The 19656-nt window shown below is 46.6% G+C and carries 15 protein-coding genes and 1 pseudogene; 7 read left to right on the forward strand and 9 right to left on the reverse strand.

Going from position 1 to position 19656, the window contains the following annotated elements; genetic code table 11:
• Positions 1–332: 332 nt before the first annotated feature.
• Positions 333–2549, reverse strand: coding sequence for a PAS domain S-box protein (locus QUB61_RS24080; protein ID WP_333134292.1), 2217 nt, complete (start codon positions 2547–2549; stop codon positions 333–335).
• Positions 2550–2962: 413 nt separating this feature from the next.
• Positions 2963–4441 (reverse strand): leucyl aminopeptidase, encoded by a 1479-nt coding sequence (locus tag QUB61_RS24085; protein WP_333134294.1) that lies wholly within the window; start codon positions 4439–4441, stop codon positions 2963–2965.
• A gap of 340 nt (positions 4442–4781) precedes the next feature.
• On the opposite strand from QUB61_RS24085, the gene QUB61_RS24090 reads away from it, so the two are divergent.
• Positions 4782–6980, forward strand: coding sequence for a transglycosylase SLT domain-containing protein (locus QUB61_RS24090; RefSeq protein WP_333134296.1), 2199 nt, complete (start codon positions 4782–4784; stop codon positions 6978–6980).
• 189 nt (positions 6981–7169) lie between these two features.
• Here QUB61_RS24090 and QUB61_RS24095 read toward each other — a convergent pair whose 3' ends face one another.
• Positions 7170–7667, reverse strand: coding sequence for a pentapeptide repeat-containing protein (locus tag QUB61_RS24095; RefSeq protein WP_333134299.1), 498 nt, complete (start codon positions 7665–7667; stop codon positions 7170–7172).
• 109 nt (positions 7668–7776) lie between these two features.
• Here QUB61_RS24095 and QUB61_RS24100 point away from each other — a divergent pair, with 109 nt between their 5' ends.
• The gene (locus QUB61_RS24100; protein ID WP_333134301.1) at positions 7777–8145 is read left to right on the forward strand and encodes a phage holin family protein; all 369 of its coding nucleotides are present in this window, start codon (positions 7777–7779) and stop codon (positions 8143–8145) included.
• 4 nt (positions 8146–8149) lie between these two features.
• Here the strand turns inward: QUB61_RS24100 and QUB61_RS24105 are convergent, their stop codons facing one another.
• Complete coding sequence (locus tag QUB61_RS24105; protein ID WP_333134303.1) at positions 8150–8956, reverse strand: cobalamin biosynthesis protein; 807 nt, start codon at positions 8954–8956, stop codon at positions 8150–8152.
• 119 nt (positions 8957–9075) lie between these two features.
• On the opposite strand from QUB61_RS24105, the gene QUB61_RS24110 reads away from it, so the two are divergent.
• Positions 9076–9438 carry a hypothetical protein gene (locus QUB61_RS24110; RefSeq protein WP_333134305.1) on the forward strand — a complete coding sequence of 121 codons (363 nt, stop codon included), beginning with the start codon at positions 9076–9078 and terminating at the stop codon, positions 9436–9438.
• An 8-nt stretch (positions 9439–9446) separates the two neighbouring features.
• On the opposite strand, the gene QUB61_RS24115 is transcribed toward QUB61_RS24110, so the two are convergent.
• Together QUB61_RS24115 and QUB61_RS24120 are read right to left on the reverse strand one after the other, a co-directional pair.
• Positions 9447–9968: a GNAT family N-acetyltransferase gene (locus tag QUB61_RS24115; RefSeq protein WP_333134307.1), complete on the reverse strand. Its 522-nt coding sequence runs from the start codon at positions 9966–9968 to the stop codon at positions 9447–9449.
• 24 nt (positions 9969–9992) lie between these two features.
• Positions 9993–10217, reverse strand: a pseudogene (locus QUB61_RS24120) (TetR/AcrR family transcriptional regulator); the annotation flags it as partial.
• A gap of 75 nt (positions 10218–10292) precedes the next feature.
• Here QUB61_RS24120 and QUB61_RS24125 point away from each other — a divergent pair.
• Positions 10293–10655 (forward strand): hypothetical protein, encoded by a 363-nt coding sequence (locus QUB61_RS24125; RefSeq protein WP_333134309.1) that lies wholly within the window; start codon positions 10293–10295, stop codon positions 10653–10655.
• A 124-nt stretch (positions 10656–10779) separates the two neighbouring features.
• Here QUB61_RS24125 and QUB61_RS24130 read toward each other — a convergent pair whose 3' ends face one another.
• Positions 10780–11397 (reverse strand): helix-turn-helix domain-containing protein, encoded by a 618-nt coding sequence (locus QUB61_RS24130; RefSeq protein ID WP_333134311.1) that lies wholly within the window; start codon positions 11395–11397, stop codon positions 10780–10782.
• A 422-nt stretch (positions 11398–11819) separates the two neighbouring features.
• On the opposite strand from QUB61_RS24130, the gene QUB61_RS24135 reads away from it, so the two are divergent.
• The 3 genes from QUB61_RS24135 to QUB61_RS24145 all read left to right on the forward strand — a co-directional run bounded on the left by QUB61_RS24135 (position 11820) and on the right by QUB61_RS24145 (position 16450).
• On the forward strand, positions 11820–13415 hold the full coding sequence (locus QUB61_RS24135) for a pitrilysin family protein (protein ID WP_333134313.1): 1596 nt from the start codon (positions 11820–11822) through the stop codon (positions 13413–13415).
• 249 nt (positions 13416–13664) lie between these two features.
• Positions 13665–15146, forward strand: a complete 1482-nt coding sequence (locus tag QUB61_RS24140; RefSeq protein WP_333134316.1) for a pitrilysin family protein — start codon at positions 13665–13667, stop codon at positions 15144–15146.
• 470 nt (positions 15147–15616) lie between these two features.
• Complete coding sequence (locus tag QUB61_RS24145) at positions 15617–16450, forward strand: KilA-N domain-containing protein (RefSeq protein ID WP_333134318.1); 834 nt, start codon at positions 15617–15619, stop codon at positions 16448–16450.
• Between the two features lie 458 nt (positions 16451–16908).
• Here the strand turns inward: QUB61_RS24145 and QUB61_RS24150 are convergent, their stop codons facing one another.
• Both QUB61_RS24150 and asnS read right to left on the reverse strand, forming a co-directional pair.
• Positions 16909–17676 carry a Uma2 family endonuclease gene (locus tag QUB61_RS24150; RefSeq protein ID WP_333134320.1) on the reverse strand — a complete coding sequence of 256 codons (768 nt, stop codon included), beginning with the start codon at positions 17674–17676 and terminating at the stop codon, positions 16909–16911.
• A 582-nt stretch (positions 17677–18258) separates the two neighbouring features.
• Entirely contained in the window at positions 18259–19650 is a 1392-nt protein-coding gene (gene asnS / locus QUB61_RS24155) for an asparagine--tRNA ligase (protein WP_333134442.1), read from the reverse strand.
• Between the last annotated feature and the right edge of the window lie 6 nt (positions 19651–19656).

Raw genomic sequence — 19656 nt, forward strand, 5'->3', positions numbered from 1 at the left:
GTCCAAAAAGGACGGGCGGGACGCCCATCCCACAAACTTGTGGAAGTTATTTAATTCTCATTCCTTAGTTGCCTATTGGCGAGTTTAAAAAAGGGTAAATTCAGGTATCTCAAAGCAGGGTTGTTGATCGATCAGACCTTTATTAAACTTGTCAGGAAATTCAGCAAGTCGCGCTGTTCTTTGTACAGTCAACTTAAAGCCTGAAACAAAATTACTTTAGAGCGGGTTTTCACTTCCTACTCCAGCAAATTCTACTTTCTTAGTAGTTCTACCGCCCGCTTTATAGTGACCGATAACTTCTTCCAAAGTCTTGATACTACGGTCGCACTAATTCATAAAGGAATCTCGATCGCAAATTCCGTACCTTCTCCTACGGCGGAACGGCAGCTCAAGGCTCCGGCGTGTTTTTCCGCGACAATTCGGTAACTGATGGCTAACCCCAAACCAGTGCCTTTTCCGATCGGTTTTGTCGTGAAAAACGGGTCAAACAATCGGCTCCGCACCTCTTCTGTCATGCCGATCGCATTATCGGCAATGCGGATACAAATACTATTTTCGTTCAGGGCTTCTGTGCGAATGCTAATAGTTGGTTTCCAGTCGCCGCCGCCCGATAGCCTTTTTTGGTTGCAAGCATCTTCCAAGGCGTCAATACTGTTGCTAAGCAGATTCATAAATACCTGATTTAGCTGACCTGCATAACATTCAATTAAGGGCAGTTTACCGTAATCTTTGATTACTTGGATTTCGGGATAGTCGGCTCTGGCTCTCAGTTTGTTGTGCAAAATTAGGAGCGTGTTGTCTATGCCTTCGTGAATGTTTTCCGGCTTTTTTACCGAGTCGTCTAAACGCGAGAAATTTCGCAAGCTCAGAACTATTTCGCGAATGCGATCTGCTCCCATTTTCATCGAAGAGAAGATTTTTAGCAAATCTTCTCTCAGAAATTCTAAATCGATATTTTCAATACATTCTTGAAGTTCTACCGTTGGCTGAGGATAGTATTTTTGGTAAAGTTCCACAAGCTGCAACAAGTCCCTGACATATTGGCTGGCGTAGGAAATATTTCCGTAGATAAAACTGACAGGGTTGTTGATTTCGTGAGCTACTCCAGCTAGCATTTGACCGAGACTTGACATTTTTTCGGTATGAATTAGGTGAGCTTGAGTTTCTCGGAGTTCTTTAAGAGCGTTTTCTAGCTGCTGAGCTCTATTGTTGGCGATCGCCTCGGAGAGCCGCAAAGCATCCTCTGCTGCTTTGCGCTCTGTTATGTCAAAAATGGCGCCGTTGAGCGATAAAACTTCACCTGCTGCGTTGAAAATGGCTTGACCTTTCTCTGCAACCCACCGCACATTTCCGTCGCAGTGAATCAGGCGATATTCGATCGTGTAAGGTTGTTTTGTCTTAATAGCCCGATCGATAATTTTCTGGCTCGCCGAGGCGTCATCGGGATGAACTAGACTAGGAAAAGCCTGCACCGGTTTAACCATAAAGTTAGCTGCGGGATAGCCGGAAATAGCTTCTATGCCGCTGCTGATAAAAGTTACGTTCGATCGCCCAGCAGCACTGCAACGGTAAACTGCACCGGGAATGCTAGAAACTAATGACCTAAATTCTTCTTCTCTTTCTCGCAAAGCTGCCTCAATCCGCTTGCGCTCGCTAATGTCACGAGCAAACGCGCACTGATATTCTTTGCCGTTAAATTCCAAATAGTCGATCGTAATTTCTACCGGAAAAATTCGACCGTTCTTAGTGACGTGGTGAACTTCAATATTAACCGAACCGCACCGTTTTAAGACTTTCCAGTGCAAACTCCAAGCAGTTTCGGGAAAATCTGGATTGATGTCGTGCACGGTCATCGAGAGCAATTCTGCAGCAGAATATCCCAATGAAGAGCAAGCAGCGTCGTTGACGTACAAAAATTTACCGTCCGACCCGATCCAGAATACCGCATCTGCCGATCGGTCGATCGCAAATTGAGTCAGTTGCAACTGTTCCTCAACCCGGTGGCGGTCGGCAATTTCTCTTTCTAACTGTTCGTTAAGCGAACAGAGAGCTAAAGCGCGATCGACAACAGTATCTGAAGGGTAAAGATCGATCGATTGTTTTGCCAATTCTCCTGTCTGGATATCATGCTCGTGCTGATTTTCTTCTACCTGTTTTAACGACTGTTGTTGAAAATTTTCTTTTTGCTTTAAACCAGACTCGGCAAGTGCTTTGGGTATGAGGGCGAGGGCGACTGCGGCTAAAAGCCAAGAAATCAAAGCACTTGCAGCTTTGAGAGTTACCGACAGCCAATATATGGAATGCCAAAGCGTCCAAACTTCCGTCAATTTAGCAGCGCTCCAGGCAAAAAAAACAACTGCCAACAGCCGGAAAATCTTGCTGTGAGAACCTTGGCGGGTAAAATAAACTAAACATAGCGCGATCGAGCAATAAGCCAGTGCCGTCAGCGAGTCAAAAACAGCGTACAGCCGCAACTCCGGTAGTGCGTTGCAGCAGAGTGCGGAAGATACAGCAAGTTTTGAAAAAAAAATTGTTAATTGTTCTTGCATAAAGTTCAAGAAAAAAAGTTATCTGTACCAATGCAAACCCGCTCAAATATAATTATTTGATTTCTGCTAGTGAAATATTTACATAATTATATACTTTTTTCATTTTTTATGAAACAGCTATTTTTTCAGGGAATGTCAAAACTGTCTGGGTTGGGCCCGGGGAGCAAAGCTTTCGGCAAGTATGAGCGATGGCGATCGTCGCGGCTCGCAAGCCTTACGTTCCTCCCAGTGACGGAATACATAAATTCGCCTACTTAGGGCTTCAGAAACATTTAATTTTTTAATGAGCATTATTAAGTTTTCTTTTAGATTACTTAAGCTGTGAGCGAGGGGTCTTAAACCCCTGGCTCACTGATGGACTAACGGGATTTTAAGGCAGAGAAAATCTCAATTTTTGCGCTGGAAATCGACAATTAAGCAGCGCCCAGCACCCAATGCACCAAAGTCCGAACTCCAAAACCGGTAGCCCCAGGGCCATTGTAGCCATTTTCTTTGTCACTCCAAACCGTGCCGGCAATATCTAAATGCGCCCAAGGAGTATCCTTCACAAACTGCTTCAAAAATAGCGCCGCCGTAATCGACCCGCCGGGACGTGGGCCAGTATTTTTCATGTCGGCGTGCAATGCTTTCAAGCCCTCAAAATATTTTTCTTCCATCGGCATTCGCCAAAATTTTTCGCCTGCCAATTCTGAGGCGGCGACTAGGTCGGCGGCGACGCTATCTTGAGGACTCCACAAACCCGCGATATCTTCGCCCAAAGCAATTACGCAGGCACCGGTTAGAGTTGCTAAATCGACAATTGCGTCAACTCCCAATTTCTCAGCAAATACCAAAGCGTCAGCCAGGGTTAAACGCCCTTCGGCGTCAGTATTGTTGACTTCAATTGTTTTGCCGTTGGAAGCTGTAAGGATGTCTCCAGGGCGCATGGCGCGGCCGCTAATCATGTTTTCAGTGACGGCGCTGATAAAGTGAACTTCCACATCTGGTTTGATGTGACCGATCGCCTTTGCCGCTCCGAAAGTAGCCGCAGCGCCGCCCATATCTACTTTCATCATTTCAATGCCGCTGCCAGCTCCTTTGATGTTCAAACCGCCAGAATCAAAGGTCAATCCTTTGCCCACAATTGCTATTTTGCGGCGCGGTGTGCCTTCGGGTTTGTAAGTGAGGTGGATGAATTTCGGCGGCAAATCGGATGCTTTGGCAACGCCGAGAAAGGCTCCCATGCCGAGTTTTTCGCATTCTTCCTGCTCCAATATTTCTAATTCTAAACCGCATTCGGCAGCCAGACTTTGAGCAGTTTCGGCCATGGTAATCGGGGTAACAAAATTAGCCGGCGCTGCTACTAATTCCCGTGCTAAAATGACTCCGGCAGTGATTTGGCGGGCGCGGGCGATCGCACTTTCGGTACCGGCCAAACCGAGCAAATGAATTTGTTCGAGTTGGGGGCTTTTATCTTCATGTTCCGATTTGAAACGGTTGTCTTGATTCAAGGAGAGTTCTACACCTTCGGCGATGGCGCTTGCTGTAGAATCCGGCGCGTTTTTCCACACCGGAAAGCTAATTCCGAGGGTTTTGCATTTCTCCTTTTTGGCTAACTTGGCGCAAACACCCGCAGCTTGCCGCACGGTGTCTAATTTTAAGTCCTCTGTTTTGCCCAAACCGACGATCGCAATTTTGCGAATGGGATTATTGCCGCCGACCCGGGTGATGGCGCTCGTGCCTGCTTTACCCTTAAAATCTACTTCCAGTAGCAGCTCTTTCAAAGTGCCTGCAAGCTTTTCATCTAATTGTGCCAGCTCCTGCGTCAGTTCGAGGGCGTCCTCAAACAGACCAATTGCCAGGGCGTCTCCCGTCCAAGCAGAGGGGGGCGTATCGGTGACTAGAAATTCCATGTTTTGATTTACACTTTAGATTTTAGATTTTTGATTGTACTTTGTAGTGGGTGGTTTGTGGTTTTTCCTTTGTGCGGGTAAATAGATCGCTCGCACAAATTCTCCGTTCCGCATCGAAATAAATTCTGCTACTATATCAGCCAAGTCCGCCGGAGATCGGATCTCGCACCAATCTCAATAATCTGTTTTAGGCGGGCGCCCAAAGGGCCGGGCCCCACTCTTAACATTTATTTCTCGTTGAACGGGCATCCTGCCTGTGATGGCGTGGAACAGGCATCCTGCCTGTGATGGCTCTCTCTCAAACGATCGGTTCTCTATTGTTATTCTCTTAAATTTTCCCATGCTAAAACGACGCCGGGCCCGATTTGCTGTTTTAATCAGCGTTTCAGTTTGCGTTATGGCGATCGGCTCTTTGGTTGCTGCGATGAAATGGATGGGTTTGGGCTCGTTCCAGAAGGCTCAGCAGCCCCTGGATGCAGCGAATGCCGAATCGTCCGTCAAGATGCTGGTATCGCTGTCACCGAGCGAGCGATCGGCGAAATTAGTTGAACTCGCAGCCAGTCAGTCTGCAAGTACGAACCCGCAGCAGCAAATCTCCCCTCAAAGCCGCGCCCGCTACCTGCTTGCCAGCGATTTAATCCAGCAAGGAAATGCCGCCAAAGCATTAAAGTTATTGGACAAATTAGAGCAAGAATATCCGGTTTTAGCCTCTCACATTGCCCTAAAAAGGGCCCAAGCTTACCAATTGAGCGGCGACAAAGGCAAAACCCAAAAAGCTTGGGAGGAACTGCTAAAAAACTATCCGAGCGACCCGGTAGCAGCGGAAGCTTTATATGTTTTAGGCAAGTCAAAACCGGAATATTGGCAACAGGCAGTTACTGAATTTCCCGCTCATCCCCGCAGCGTAGAAATTGCCCTCCGCAAGTTAAAAGAAAATCCCAATCAGCCGGAGTTGATGCTGCAGGTAGCAAAATACGGTCATTATGTCAAAGATTACGGTACAATTTTGGAACAACTGGTGCAGCAAAACAGCGCCGCTTTGAAACCGGAAGATTGGGAAGAAATTGCCTTCGGCTATTGGGAAAAACAAAATTACGGCAAAGGAGCTATTGCTTACGGGAAAGCTCCCCGCACCCCCAAAAATCTTTACCGCAAAGCTCGCGGTTTGTGGCTCGACGGGAAAATCCCGGAATCGAGAATTGCCTATCAAGAATTAGTGCGGGAGTTTCCCGATTCCGAAGATACTGGTTTGGGTTTAATTCGGCTGTCGCGGCTGACCGAGCCAAAGGATGCGATGGTTTATCTCGATCGAGTTATTAGCAAATTCCCCAATTATGCCGCCGAAGCTTTGTTAGATAAATCGCAACTTCTAGACAAAGCAGGCAGCCGTCAATCCGCCTCAGATACCCGCAAGTTGCTATTGACAAAATACAACAATGCTGATAAAGCAGCCGAACTGCGGTGGACGATCGCCCAGCAGTATGCCCAAGGCGGAGATTTAAAATCAGCTTGGGAGTGGGCGAGAGAATTAACCACCCACAATCCCGACAGCGAACAAGCTCCACAAGCAGCATTTTGGGTGGGGAAATGGGCTCTTCAACTCGGCCGCGAAGAAGACGCCAAGACTGCATTTGACTACACTATTTTACGCTATCCAGAATCATATTTTGCGTGGCGATCGGCTGTACTTCTCGGCTGGCCCGTAGGCGACTTTACCACAGTCCGAGATTTGTCTCCCAATGTAGTGCTGCCCCCTCAGCGCCCCGAACCAACCGCCGGTTCTCCTGCGTTGAAAGAACTCTATCAATTAGGTCAAGATAGAGATGCTTGGACGCTGTGGCAAATAGAATTTATCGACCGCGTAGAACCAAGTATTGCCGAACAGTTTACCGACGGTTTAATGCGAGTTGCAGTCGGAGACAATTTAGACGGTTTGTGGATGGTTGGGAGTTTGCGGCAGCGCGACAAACCAGATGATAGAACCCAATACCTAGCTTTCAGACAGGAGCCGGCTTATTGGCAAGCACTTTATCCTTTTCCTTACTTAGAAACCATTGTCAAATGGTCGCAAGAACGCCAAATAAATCCAGTATTAGTAACAGCCTTGATCCGGCAAGAATCGCGGTTTATGCCCGCCATAAAATCATCAGTGGGCGCTACCGGTTTAATGCAAGTAATGCCGGAGACAGCAGCTTGGGTTGCTGAGAAAATTAACTTCAAAAAGTATTCATTGGAGAATGTGGACGACAACGTTAAACTCGGTACGTGGTACTTGGGTCAGACTCACGACGAGTACAAGAATAACTCGATGTTAGCTGTGGCGAGTTACAATGCCGGACCGAATGCAGTAGCAGATTGGTTGAAGAGGTTTAATTTTAGTGACCCGGATGCTTTTGCGGAAAAGATTCCGTTTCCTGAAACGAAAGGATACGTGAAATCGGTGTTTGAGAATTACTGGAATTATTTGCGGATTTACAATCCTGAAGTTAATCAGTTAATGAGCGAGCATTATGCGGCTTCTCAGAAAAAAGCAAAGTGAATTATTCGTGGTGTGGGGGCGGGTTTATCTAAATTGTTGGTAATCGTTATATCTTTTTGGTGGAACCCGCCCCTACAAAATATGGTTTCGTAGGGGCGGGTTCCACCCACCATAATCGCCCCAAACAAACAATCTCAAAAACCCGCCCCCACCCAACAAACAATCATCAGTAATTGACCGGAGATGATATCAGCGGCATCCCAAGGAATCGCGAGTAGAAATCCCTGTTTGGGAATTAATACCGCTGGCTTTTGTGCACAATTCTTTAACTTGTGCGCCATCCATAATTGCGTCGCTAAAGTCAGCGCCTGTGATATCAGCTCCCTCAAAAGTAGAACGCAGCAAAATTGTTTCTGCTAAAATTGCATCGCTTAAATCGGCCTTAGTAAATTTAACTTGATCTATCATTGCATTAGTTAAGTTTGCTCCGTGCAAATTCGCCTGAGTCATCACCGAAGCGCTCATAATTGCTCCCCGCAAATCGGCATTAGAAAAATTAGTCAAGTCCATATTAGCGTTAGAAAACTCAGCAGCCCGCAGCATTTGACCAGAAAAATCGCGTCTTGTCAGTTCGGCGTTGCTAAAGGACAACGGCGGAGCGTAATATTTAGATTGGGCTAGCGCGGGTCGCGGGAGGATGAAGATAGTTAGCGCCAAGAGGAATGCTGCTAGTTGCCGGAGTTTCATAAGTCTGATGTTCTCGCAAGGTGGATATTTGGTAGTGTATCCCGAACTTTGGTCGATCGACTAAACAGTTAAAATCTTAATTAATAGTGATGGAGATCCAAAAAACGATATGCTAAGTTTTTTCTTAACTTGGATAGTAGCAGCGGTTTCCCTGGTCATTACAGCTTACATTGTACCAGGTATTACGGTGGCTAGCTTTCCGGCGGCGATGGTGGCTGCTGTTTTTATCGGATTGGTGAACGCGGTTGTCAGACCGATTATTACATTGCTGACGCTGCCTTTGAGCATTCTTACTTTAGGTTTGTTTTTATTCGTTGTGAATGCAATTTCGCTTTCCCTGGCTTCCTGGTTGGCGGGTGCGTTCAGTATCGGCTTTACGGTTAGCGGTTTTTGGCCGGCTTTGTTTGGTTCCATTGTTTTGTCATTCGTTTCTGGGTTGATTGCTCGATTTGTGAATGCCAATACTTTGTCTCAGTAATACATTATCCCAGATACTCCAGATAGTCGATCGGGGAAACTGCAACGGCTACTGTTACAGAAGAACCCCCCCTAACCCCCCCTTGTAAAGGGGGGGGATTTTGACTGCGAAATATTTTTTTAGGAACTAAAAGCCTTTCACGGGCGGGCATCCTGCCCGCCCCACAAGCAGATTCACTCTTCGCTTCACAGGCATCTTGCCTGTTCTTGAGAATGGTACCAGATATCAGTTCAATCGCACAAAGTGCGGCCGCTTCTGCTACGCTGGGCGTCCCGACTTGTTTTGCTGCGACATTTGAAGGATTGGGGACTTCTACGGAACTTAAAATGTCCGCAGCAAAGGTTTTTAACGGCCAATTTCGCTCTTGACAAAGTTCCAGCAAGCCGACTTCACCTGCTTTAGTGTCTATTGTAGCAATACCTGCGATCGCACTTTCCGCTAAATGATTAGCGCGACATACATTTTGAATCGCAGTTTCGATTAATTCTCGCGCTGTGTAGCGTTCGCAACCTATCCCTATCCACAACACTCTCGGATGCCACTGAACCTTTGGCAAAGCAGATTCCGGCGAAAATCTTCTCTGCGTGAAACTAATCCAAATTCGGGCTTTGATAGTTGATAGATTTTCCCCCTCCCAAGACAATGAATGTTTTTCTGGCAGACTGTTTCGCCACAAAGTAGAACCAACTTCTTGAATAACTTCTACAGTTTCTCCTCTAGCAAGAGCTGCCGCTACTCCAGTCCAGTCCCCTTGGCCGCGCCTCCAACCGCCAGGAATATCTAGCATATCTAACGTAAATTCATCGCTCATTATTCAGTTATCTATTCTGTACTTTCACTGCGACCGCAATCTTTAAAAAAATTAACACTTTTTTTTGGTATAATTTTGGTATTATTGTAGCATAAACTACAAAAAATCCCACATTTAAGATGGTAGAACTGAATCAGTTACTGTTAGATTTTGAAAGAAACCTCAAATCGGAAGGAGTGAAAAAAGAATGGAAAGAGCGCCGGGAAAGTTGGGTTAGCGATGTGGCAGCATCCGTTAACCTGACATATTTAGCCGAATTGCTAGTTGAATTGGAATCAAACTTGCAGGGGAAATCGGTGGATATTCAGTGGACAGGGCGCCGGGAAAGTTGGGTAGAAGAATGTCTGGGAGCATCGATTGTTCAAGAAGTATCAAGTTTATTGCGGGAACTCGAAACCAATACAAATTCGGAAGCTATGGCTGATGAATGGCAGCAGAATCGCGAGAAGTGGGTACAGCAAATGCACGAGTACCAAGAGTAATAATTTACTCAATCAAAATCAACTTTCATGGTGAATGATGTCCCTCCAGTACGGTTGATTGTCTCGCTTCCCTCAATTACTTTAAAGCCCGATCGCTCGTACAAGCTCAGGGCCCGATTTGAGCTTCTGACACTCAGGGATACCGATCGATAAGAGACTTTTGCGGATGACAACAAACGAGCCAGCAACTGCGTTCCTACACCCTGATTTCTATATTCTGGAAGAACGGCGAGAGCCAATTCCGGGGTAGTACCGTCAACCCAGCCAAACCCCTTGTCATCCTCTGTAAACAAACGCAGCCAGGCGGCTCCTAGTGGCTGGCTGCCGTTCAATTCGATTGCTGCGAAGCCCAGATCGTTTGCACGTCCCCAATTCTGGACATATTTCGCAATTAAAGGATGATTCACAACAGCTTGCACCGTTGATTCACCTTCTGCTGCCATGTGCGCCGCTTCATACAGCATTTGCCACAAAAAAGGCTCGTCTTCCTGCGTTAGCGGCCGAATAGAATAGTCCAAAATTTTGCCCATAATAACTTTTCCCTGTTGCCCTAATTATTCATCTTTTTGCCAAACCCCATTCACAAAAATATTCGCGAGTCCTTCAGCCATTTCCTGCATTTGCTGCACAGAGGCATTCGGCTCCATAATCGTATTTTGACTGAAGCCCGCGATGGGAAACATTCCCACAAATACCTCAGCGACAATCTTCGGATTCATCTTTCGATAAACTCCTTTTTCCATCGCCGTTTCAAAAAAAGCCTCAGCCACATCGCTCATTATAAAGAACCAACAGTCTTAATCAATAAAAATTGTATAATTATAGCACCAACTGCAAACAAGACAAAATTTAATATGGTAGAACTAAACCAATTACTGTTAGAGTTTGAAGCCCACCTAAACGGGGACGCAGTGACGGAAGAATGGAAAGAACCTCGCGACAGTTGGATGAGCGAGGTGTCAGCAGCAATTGACGAAAAACAGCTAGCAAAATTGCTAGTTGAATTAGAAGCAAATTTTCAGCAGCAAGCGGTACAAACTTACTGGAAAATGCTCCGGCAAAGTTGGGTGGAAGAATGTCACACAGCATCGACGCTTGAAGAAGTATCAAGTCTATTGCTGGAACTTGAAAGCAATACAACTTGGGAAGTAATGACGGATGAATGGCCGCAAAATCGTGAGAAGTGGGTGCAAAAAATGTACCAGTTTATAGAGTAATTGGTGATTGGTGATTGTGATTGTGATTGGTTAGTGGTTATTGGTTATTATAACCACTAACCAATAACGAACAAATAACCACCCACAAATGACTGATGACCAATAACTAATGACTACTGACTAATTATTCATCCTTGACTAAAACCCCATTCAGAAAAATATCCGCGAGTCCTTCAGCCATTTCCTGCATTTGGTTCACAGAGGCATTCGGCTCCATAATCGTATTTTGACTGAAGCCTGCGACTGCAAACATTCCCAAAAATACCTGAGCGACAATCTTCGGATTCATCTTCCGATAAACTCCTTTTTCCATCGCCGTTTCAAAAAAAGCCTCAGCCACATCGCTCATTTTTCCGATGACTTCCAACTGAATTCTGTCGCGCAAATCCGGATGAAATTGCGCCTCCAAAAAACACACCCGCATCATGTCGCTATTCTCGCGGATATTCAGCATCCGCCGCCGCATCACCTGAGCCACTGCTTTGTAACTGCCCATCTCGCTTAATTCTGTCAGCAAATCCGTCAGCAACTCCACCCATCCTTCCGTGGCCACCTCAATCAAAATCGCTTTTTTATTATCAAAATGCCGAAATATCGTACCCTCGGCCACCCCCGCCGCCGCTGCTAAATCGCGAGTTGTCGTGCCGTCGTATCCGCTGCGGGCAAACAACCGCTGAGCGGCTTGTAAAATCCGCTTCTTGGTTTCTGTTTCAGAAGGAGGAGACTGATTAAAAATTCGCATGGCTTTGGAATCGGTAATTTCCGACTTGGAACTACGGGTTCGGGACTGAAGGGCTAAATAATGTTAAGTTTTAAGTTGTGCGCGGCTTTGATCCAAAACTTAAAACTCCTCGCCGGGCTCCAGACCCTTTTTGAGATTTGCTGTATCAGCGTAACATCTGCGGCGCAACAGATCGCTTATGCATCTAAAAATCTTTATCCTTAGAAAAGAATCTCTGGCCGCCGAACACAAACATTTTTTGGGAGCATCTCAATGAAAGCAGCCAAGCTAGAAATAGGAGTTAGGAGCCAGGAGCCAGAAGCCAGGAGCCAGGAGGAAAGAGGAAGAAGGAAGGAGCCAGAAGAAGTGTTTTTACAAATATGAGATGCTCCCCATTTTTTTGTTTGACAATCCAAAATCTCAAATCTAAAATCTAAAATCGAATGACCCCGCAGTTCCAAAAACCCCGTGAAGCGAAGCTATCCCCTAGGGAATGGCCCGCGAGCAAAACTCGATTCATTGCCTCCCTGCTGGCCGCTGTACTGCTGTGGTGGGTAATTTCCCCCGAAATCGCCCTCGCCCGTTCCAACCCCGCTAGCGGCTCCCAAGCAGTCTCTGTTCAACCGTCGCTCGATCGAGTAATCAGCCAAGTCACCGAATTTAAGCTCGACAACGGCATGACATTCATCGTGCTCGAAAGGCCCAGAGCGCCCGTAGCATCGTTTCTGATTCACGCCGATGTCGGCGGCGCAAACGAACCCGACGGCCAAACAGGTGTCGCTCACTATCTCGAACATTTAGCCTTTAAAGGCACGCCAAAAATCGGCACTACCGACTACAAAGCCGAAAAGCCGCTGCTAGAAAAACAAGACCAGCTCTTCGAGCAAATGCAAGCAGCGAAGGCCAGCGGCAAAACTGAAGAAGCCGCCAAATTAAAAGCAGAATTTGACAAAGTTGAAGCCGAAGCTTCGCAATTTGTCAAGCGCAACGAACTCGGCAAAATAGTCGAACAAGCAGGCGGAGTCGGACTAAATGCGGCTACTTCCACCGACGCCACAATGTATTTTTACAGCCTCCCAGCTAACAAGTTAGAAATGTGGATGTCGCTGGAATCCGAGCGATTTCTAGAACCAGTATTTCGGGAATTTTACAAGGAAAAACAGGTAATTTTAGAAGAGCGCAGGCTGCGAACCGAGAATTCTCCGATCGGACAAATGGTTGAGGTTTTTGCCGACAAAGCTTTCTCTGCTCATCCCTACCGCCGCCCCGTAATTGGCTACACTGAAGACATTAAAAACCTCAGCCGCAGCCAGGTGCAGAAGTTTTTCGAGACTCACTACGTCCCCAGCAAGCTGACTGTTGCGGTGGTAGGAGACGTGAAAGCTTCGGAGGTGAAGCGACTGGCTCAAATTTATTTCGGCCGTTACAAGGCGAAACCAGCGCCTCCAGAATTGCAGATTGTCGAACCTCCCCAAACGCAAACTAAGGAAGTGACGCTGAAATTAAACACTCAGCCTTGGTATTTGGAAGGATACCACCGGCCGGCGATGAATCATCCCGACAATGCGATTTATGAAATGATTGGTTCTTTGCTCAGCGATGGTCGCACTTCTCGGCTTTACAAATCTTTGGTAGAACAGCAGCAATTGGCGCTGGCTGCTCAAGGTTTCAGCGGTTATCCGGGTGATAAGTATCCGAATTTGATGTTATTTTACGCTCAAACTGCTCCGGGCCGCACGGTTGATGAAGTGGCCTCCGGTTTGAGCAAGGAAATTGAGCGCCTGAAAACTGAGCCGGTTTCTGCTTTGGAATTGGAGCGGGTGAAAACTCAGGCGAGAGCCGATTTGTTGCGATCGCTCAATTCTAATATGGGCATGGCATTTTCGCTGCTGGACTATCAAGTGAAAACTGGTTCGTGGCGAAATTTGTTCAAGGAATTGGATGCGATCGCGGCTGTTGCTCCCGCTGACATTCAGCGTGTCGCTCAGGCTACTTTCCGCCCGGAAAATCGCACGATTGGTAAGCTTTTGCCACTGTAAGAAGAAGGTTCGGCAACGGATTCTGTAACGGATGTAACGGATGTCAGGAATAAGGAAGAGGGAATAAGGAAGTTCGGCAACGGATTCTGTAACGGATGTAACGGATGTAACGGATGTAACGGATGTAACGGATGTCAGGAAGAGGCAAGAAGGAAGAGGGAAGAAACACTCGTTTCCAGGCTCTGCCTGGGAACGCATATCGGCGAGGCTCTGCCTCGAATTGTTAAATTAGGCAACATTGGAGAAAGAATGAAAAGGACTAAATTGAGACTGAAAAAAGTAAAGTTATTTCTGCTGTCGCTTTGCTTTTTTACTGTTTCACTTGGCACGTTTAATTTGTTACCTTCCTTAGCGGCTGCACCGAAACACTACGACGAATTAACATTCCCGGCGGTGCCAGAAATTAAACTGCCTAAATACACTCGCTTCGAGCTGAAAAATGGCATCCGGGTGTATCTTATGGAAGACCGGGAACTGCCGTTAGTGGGGGGAACGGCGCTATTTCGCACGGGCGATCGCTTTGAACCTGCCGATAAAATCGGACTGGGAGGTTTGACGGGAGAAGTGATGCGAAGTGGCGGTACTAGCCGGCATACGGCTGATGAACTAAATCAGTTGCTAGAACAGCGAGCAGCTTCGGTAGAAACTGGGATTGATGTTAGTTCGGGCAGCGCTAATTTTAGTGCTTTAGCTGAAGATTTGGAACCCGTATTTGACTTATTTGCGGAAGTGATTCGGGAGCCAATATTTGCTAAGGAAAAGTTGGATTTAGCGAAAAACCAAACTCAAGGTGCGATCGCCCGCCGCAATGACGATCCTAACGATATTACCGCCCGCGAGTTTCAAAAGTTAATTTACGGCGATCGCAGTCCTTACGCGCGCACGATAGAATACAAAACTCTCGCGAATATTTCCCGCGACGATGTGGTGAGTTTCTACCAGAAATATTTCCACCCCAAGAATATGATTTTGGGTATTTCTGGCGACTTTGATACAGCTAAAATGCGATCGCTCGTCGAGCAAAAATTCGGCAACTGGGAACCGAGTCAGAGTGCAGAAGTGCCTGCGCTACCAACGGTATCGCCGGCAAAGGGCGGCGGGATATTTTTGGTAAATCAGCCGCAATTAAGTCAAAGTTACGTGCAAATGGGACATTTGGGCGGAATGCTCAGCAGTCCAGATTACGGTGCTTTGGACGTAATGAACGGGGTTTTGAACGGTTTCGGCGGCCGTTTGTTCAATAACGTGCGATCGCGCCAAGGTTTAGCCTACACAGTATACGCGGCTTGGAGTCCGAGATTTGACTATCCGGGGGTGTTTGTGGCTGGAGGCCAAACGCGATCGGACGCCACAGTACCGTTTATCCAGGCAATTCGCGCCGAGATCGATCGTATCCGCACCGAACCAATTACCCCGGAAGAATTAGCTTTTGCTAAAGATTCCACCCTGAATTCTTTCATTTTCAAATTTGAAAATCCCAGTCAAACATTGTCGCGATTAATGCGCTACGAATACTACGGTTATCCCGAAGATTTCATTTTTCGCTACCGCCGCAGCATCGAAGCAGCAACTGTTGCCGACGTGCAGCGCGTAGCTAAGACTTACTTGAAACCGGAAAATCTGGTAACATTAGTAGTGGGAAATACGGCGGCAATTGAACCGCCGTTATCGAGTTTGGGAAGTTCGGTCAAAGTGCAATCTGTTGATATCACAATTCCCTCGGCAACTTAAATTTATTACTCGTTACCAGGCAGAGCCTGGTAACGCATATCCGGAGGCTCTGCCTCCTTTTTGGGAAGTATTTTGTAGGGTGCGTCGCTGCCGAAACTTCGCTCGAATTTGGGGATTTGCAACGGCGACGCACCTGAATATTGTGTGGTGCGTCGCTGTGAGATTGTCGATCAAATTTGTAGATTTTTGATAGCGACGCACCCTACGGCTACCGCAAAATACAACCCGGAGAAACGAGGTTAGTTTCGGAGTGGTCGGGAAGTCGGATGGCAGTAAGCTTGTTGAATCCTTGCGATTGACGCTCCATGTATTGTTTATCAATTCCCCAGCCGCTTATCCATCACCTGAACAAGAACCATACAGTTATTCAGTAATCTACACATCACAAGTAAGGTAAACCGTACACCCTACTTTTTTATAGTCAATATAATTTATGAGTTTGCTTATTCAGCACAAAAGGAAAGGAAAAAATGCAAAACATTGAACATCAAGTCGGTGAATTAGTCGTCACTCAGCGTAAAATTGATGGCTATATTAGTGCGAATAAATTAACAAAAGCATACCAGAAGCAAACAGGTAAATATCGAAACCCTAACCAGTGGTTTGAGAAGGATAGAATTAATGAATTTTTAGAGCTTTTATCTTCTAAAACAGGACTGGAAGTTTATGAACTAGTGCAAAAAAAAGGAGAGGGTAAAAACAGCGAAATCTGGATTCATCCTAAGCTTGCTGTTTCCTTTGCCACGTGGCTATCTCCCGAATTTGAAATGATGGTGTCTGAATGGGTAGAACAATGGCTTTTTGCAGGTCAAGCGCCGGCAACTCAAGAGCCTGTTGCTTTACATCCTTATCAGCGTGTTTGGTACGAACGCTTAAGGCTGTTTGAGCAAAATACAACGCTACCTCCAGGTAAATGGTGTATTTTTGAGGAAATCGGTAAATTAATGAGGAAATTAGAAGCGAAAAATATACTCTTACATGATAGATCAACTATTGATATTTCAGTAGGGAGAGCCTGGTGTTTCTGGTTGAGAGAAAACCAATTTGACACCGAATTCGAGCAATATACCCACCATTATCCAGATCAAAGAGGTGAACAATTAGCTAATGTTTATCCCTATGATTTACTGGGAAAATTTCATCAATGGCTAGAAGACACTTACATACCTGAAAAATTTCCTGAATATGTCAGAAAATTTGTAAATCCAGAAGAGTGTAAGTTAATTTCAGAAGCTCTTGGCTGTGAAATTAAACCAGTCAACAAAAGGCTGACAAGCAATAATGATTCTAGGAAGAATGAGTGAACGATAAGGAGCTTTGCTCAGACATGATGCTGCTGCAAAAGAGTTAACCGTTACATTAAGTATGCCAAACTCTCAAGCGTCGGGTTGAGTATACACGCCTGCATGAAGATAGAGGGACACGGGCAAGCCAAAATCCTGACCCAAGAGGAAATCGAACTGTTATTTTACTCGTTACCAGGCTCTGGCCTGGTAACGCAGATCCGGAGGCTATGCCTCCATTTTCCGAAGCGAGGCAGTGAGATTGTGGATCTTCTTTATGAATTTTTGATGGCGACGCACCCTACGGCGAACTGTATTTTGTAGGGTGCGTCGCTGCTAAAACTTCGATATTCTTTGTGAATGTGGGATGGCGACGCACCTGACTATTGTGTAGTGCCTCGCTGGGAGATTGTTGCTCTTTATTTGTAAATTTTCGATGCCGACGCACCCTACGGCTAACTAACGAACATCCCGCCCGTTCACGCCAGCCGATCGGGATCGACACCCAACTCGCGCAACTTTGCCGCCAATACATCCGCCCGCTGGCGTTCCTGTTCTGCCCGCTGGCGTTCCTGTTGAGCCAGCAGCCGTTCATGTTGGGCCTGTTCCGAACTCCACAGCAGCAAATTTCCCTGCGAATCCCACCAGCGCAGCCAGTTAATAGTTTGGCCCAGCCGTTCCCCCGACCAAATCCCCAGCCACAAATCTAACTCTGGAATCCGCACCCGTCCCTCAGCATCAGCAGCCTGCGTTTCATAGGCTCCATTTTGCAGATACCGCACTTCCAGCTTGGGCTCGTAGGGGTCGTAGGTGACGTAGGTGGGCACTTGCAGAATCTGTTCGTAGAAGTAGAGCTTGCCATAGGGAGGAGTCGATCGCGCCGACAGTTCGGCGTAATCTTCGTTAGACAAAAACTCCATCACCACGGATACCGGCGCACCCTCCAAATTCGGCGTGTAACTGCGGCGAATGGTGCCCTCTGCGACTCGATGCACTTGCGGCGCGTAAAACCAATCCGGTGCTTTGACTACAGTCTGCTTATTTACTGTCGCTACCAGTCCAAAATTGGAACCGATTAGGGCGATCGGCTGAATGCGTCCCGCGGCTCCCAGAGCATCGGTGAGAGCGGCCGCAAGGGGCGGTTGTTGAATATTTTCCACAGGATCGTCGGGTAAAACAAAGTCGGCTGGTAAGGCTTCCCAGGTGACAGTTGGTGTTTTGGAACTCGATGGAATTTGAAGTACCATTAGCTCATACCATTTGAGATTTTATATTTTAGATTACTCCTTACCCGGCTCCAGCCTGGTAACGCCGATCGGGAGGCTCTGCCTCCATTTTACCAAGCGAGGCAGAGCCTCTGGATATAGTTTCCCAGGCTGGAGCCTGGGAACCAATTAAGATGTTTGTAGTGGGGACTTTAGTCCTTCTTGACATCCTCACTGACCTAAAGGCACAGTGATTCCAAGAATCACTTCTTGAACCTTTCTGCTTCGAATGCAACTGCCTCCACCCTCAAGGAGATTTGGTCTTATGCTCGCTCCACAGACTAACCCCGCAAGAGAAAGCGGTTTTATGTGTCGAATACCAACAAAAATCTTTGTTGTTTGATTCTAGGGGTGGACTGCCCATTGCCCTGTCCTCTTTTCCCGGTCTACCGATTTTTCTTCCCCGTTGCAATTGTTGCAAGCTTTGGTGTTAGGGTTTATGTCTCCATCGTCGCGGGTGGGTCATTGACCAATCATATTGTAACACAAAGCCGTCCTAAAAGGACGGGGTTTCTACCCAATTTTTTGATGAATGCGGACTAAAGTCCTCACTACGAACCTCAGCTAAAAATCAATAGTCAAAGGCGCTCTCGGAAACGGAATCACATCTCGAATATTCCCCATTCCCGTCATAAACTGCACTAACCGTTCAAACCCCAAACCAAAGCCAGCGTGAGGCACAGTACCGTAGCGGCGCAAATCCAAATACCACCACAATTCCTCCTTATTCATACCCTGGGCTTCCATGCGCCGCTCCAACACATCCAGCCTTTCTTCCCGCTGCGAACCGCCGATAATTTCCCCAATATTAGGAGCCAAAACATCCATTGCTCGCACCGTTTTCTCGTCATCATTTAAACGCATATAAAATGCTTTAATCCCGACGGGATAATCGCTGACAATAGTCGGCTTTTTAAATAAGTCCTCAGCCAAATAACGCTCGTGTTCCGACTGCAAATCCAAGCCCCAACTTACCGGAAAATCAAACTTTTTGTCGGCTTTTTCCAAAAGTGCGATCGCCTCGGTATAAGTAATCCGCTCGAACTGATTATTAATGATATTTTCAGCAGTAGCCAAAACCGTTTTGTCAATGCGCTCGTTGAAAAACTCCATATCTTCCGGGCAACGATCCAAAACGTATTTAAAAATGTACTTTAAAAACGCCTCAGCCAAATCCATATCTCCCTGCAGATCGCAGAAAGCCATCTCCGGTTCAATCATCCAAAACTCCGCCAAATGTCGGGAAGTATTAGAATTTTCCGCTCGGAAAGTCGGGCCAAAAGTGTAAACATTTCCGAAAGCCAGCGCCATAACTTCCGCTTCCAACTGGCCGCTAACTGTTAAATAGGCGCGCTTTCCAAAAAAGTCTTTAGCATAATCAACCTCTTGCGAATCAGTGCGCGGCACATTCTTTAAATCAAAGTTGGTAACAGCGAACATTTCCCCCGCACCTTCGCAGTCGCTAGCAGCAATAATCGGAGTATGAACCCACAAAAAACCGCGTTCTTGAAAAAATTGGTGTACCGCCGCCGAACAAGCATTGCGGACTCGAAAGACAGCACCGTGGGTATTTGTGCGCGGCCGCAAATGGGCGATTGTCCGCAAGAATTCAAAAGAATGGCGCTTTTTTTGCAGCGGATAAGTTTGCGGGTCTGCATCGCCGTAAACTTGTACTTGTGAAGCTTTCAACTCAATTCGCTGTCCTTTTGCTGGAGACGCTACCAGCACTCCCGACACTTCTAGAGATGCACCTGTATTCAGTTGTTTCAGTACATTTTCAAAATCTGGCAAATCGGAATTTATGACTACTTGCAAGTTAGCCATCGCCGAACCATCGTTGACTTCCACAAAGGCAAATTCTTTCAATTCGCGCTTAGTGCGAACCCAGCCTTGAACGGTTACAGTTTCCTCGGGTTCACCTGCGCGCAAAATTGCTGCTATTCGTTGATTTGTCATAATATC

Source organism: Microcoleus sp. C2D2, assembly GCF_036702495.1.
Lineage (GTDB): Bacteria > Cyanobacteriota > Cyanobacteriia > Cyanobacteriales > Microcoleaceae > Microcoleus.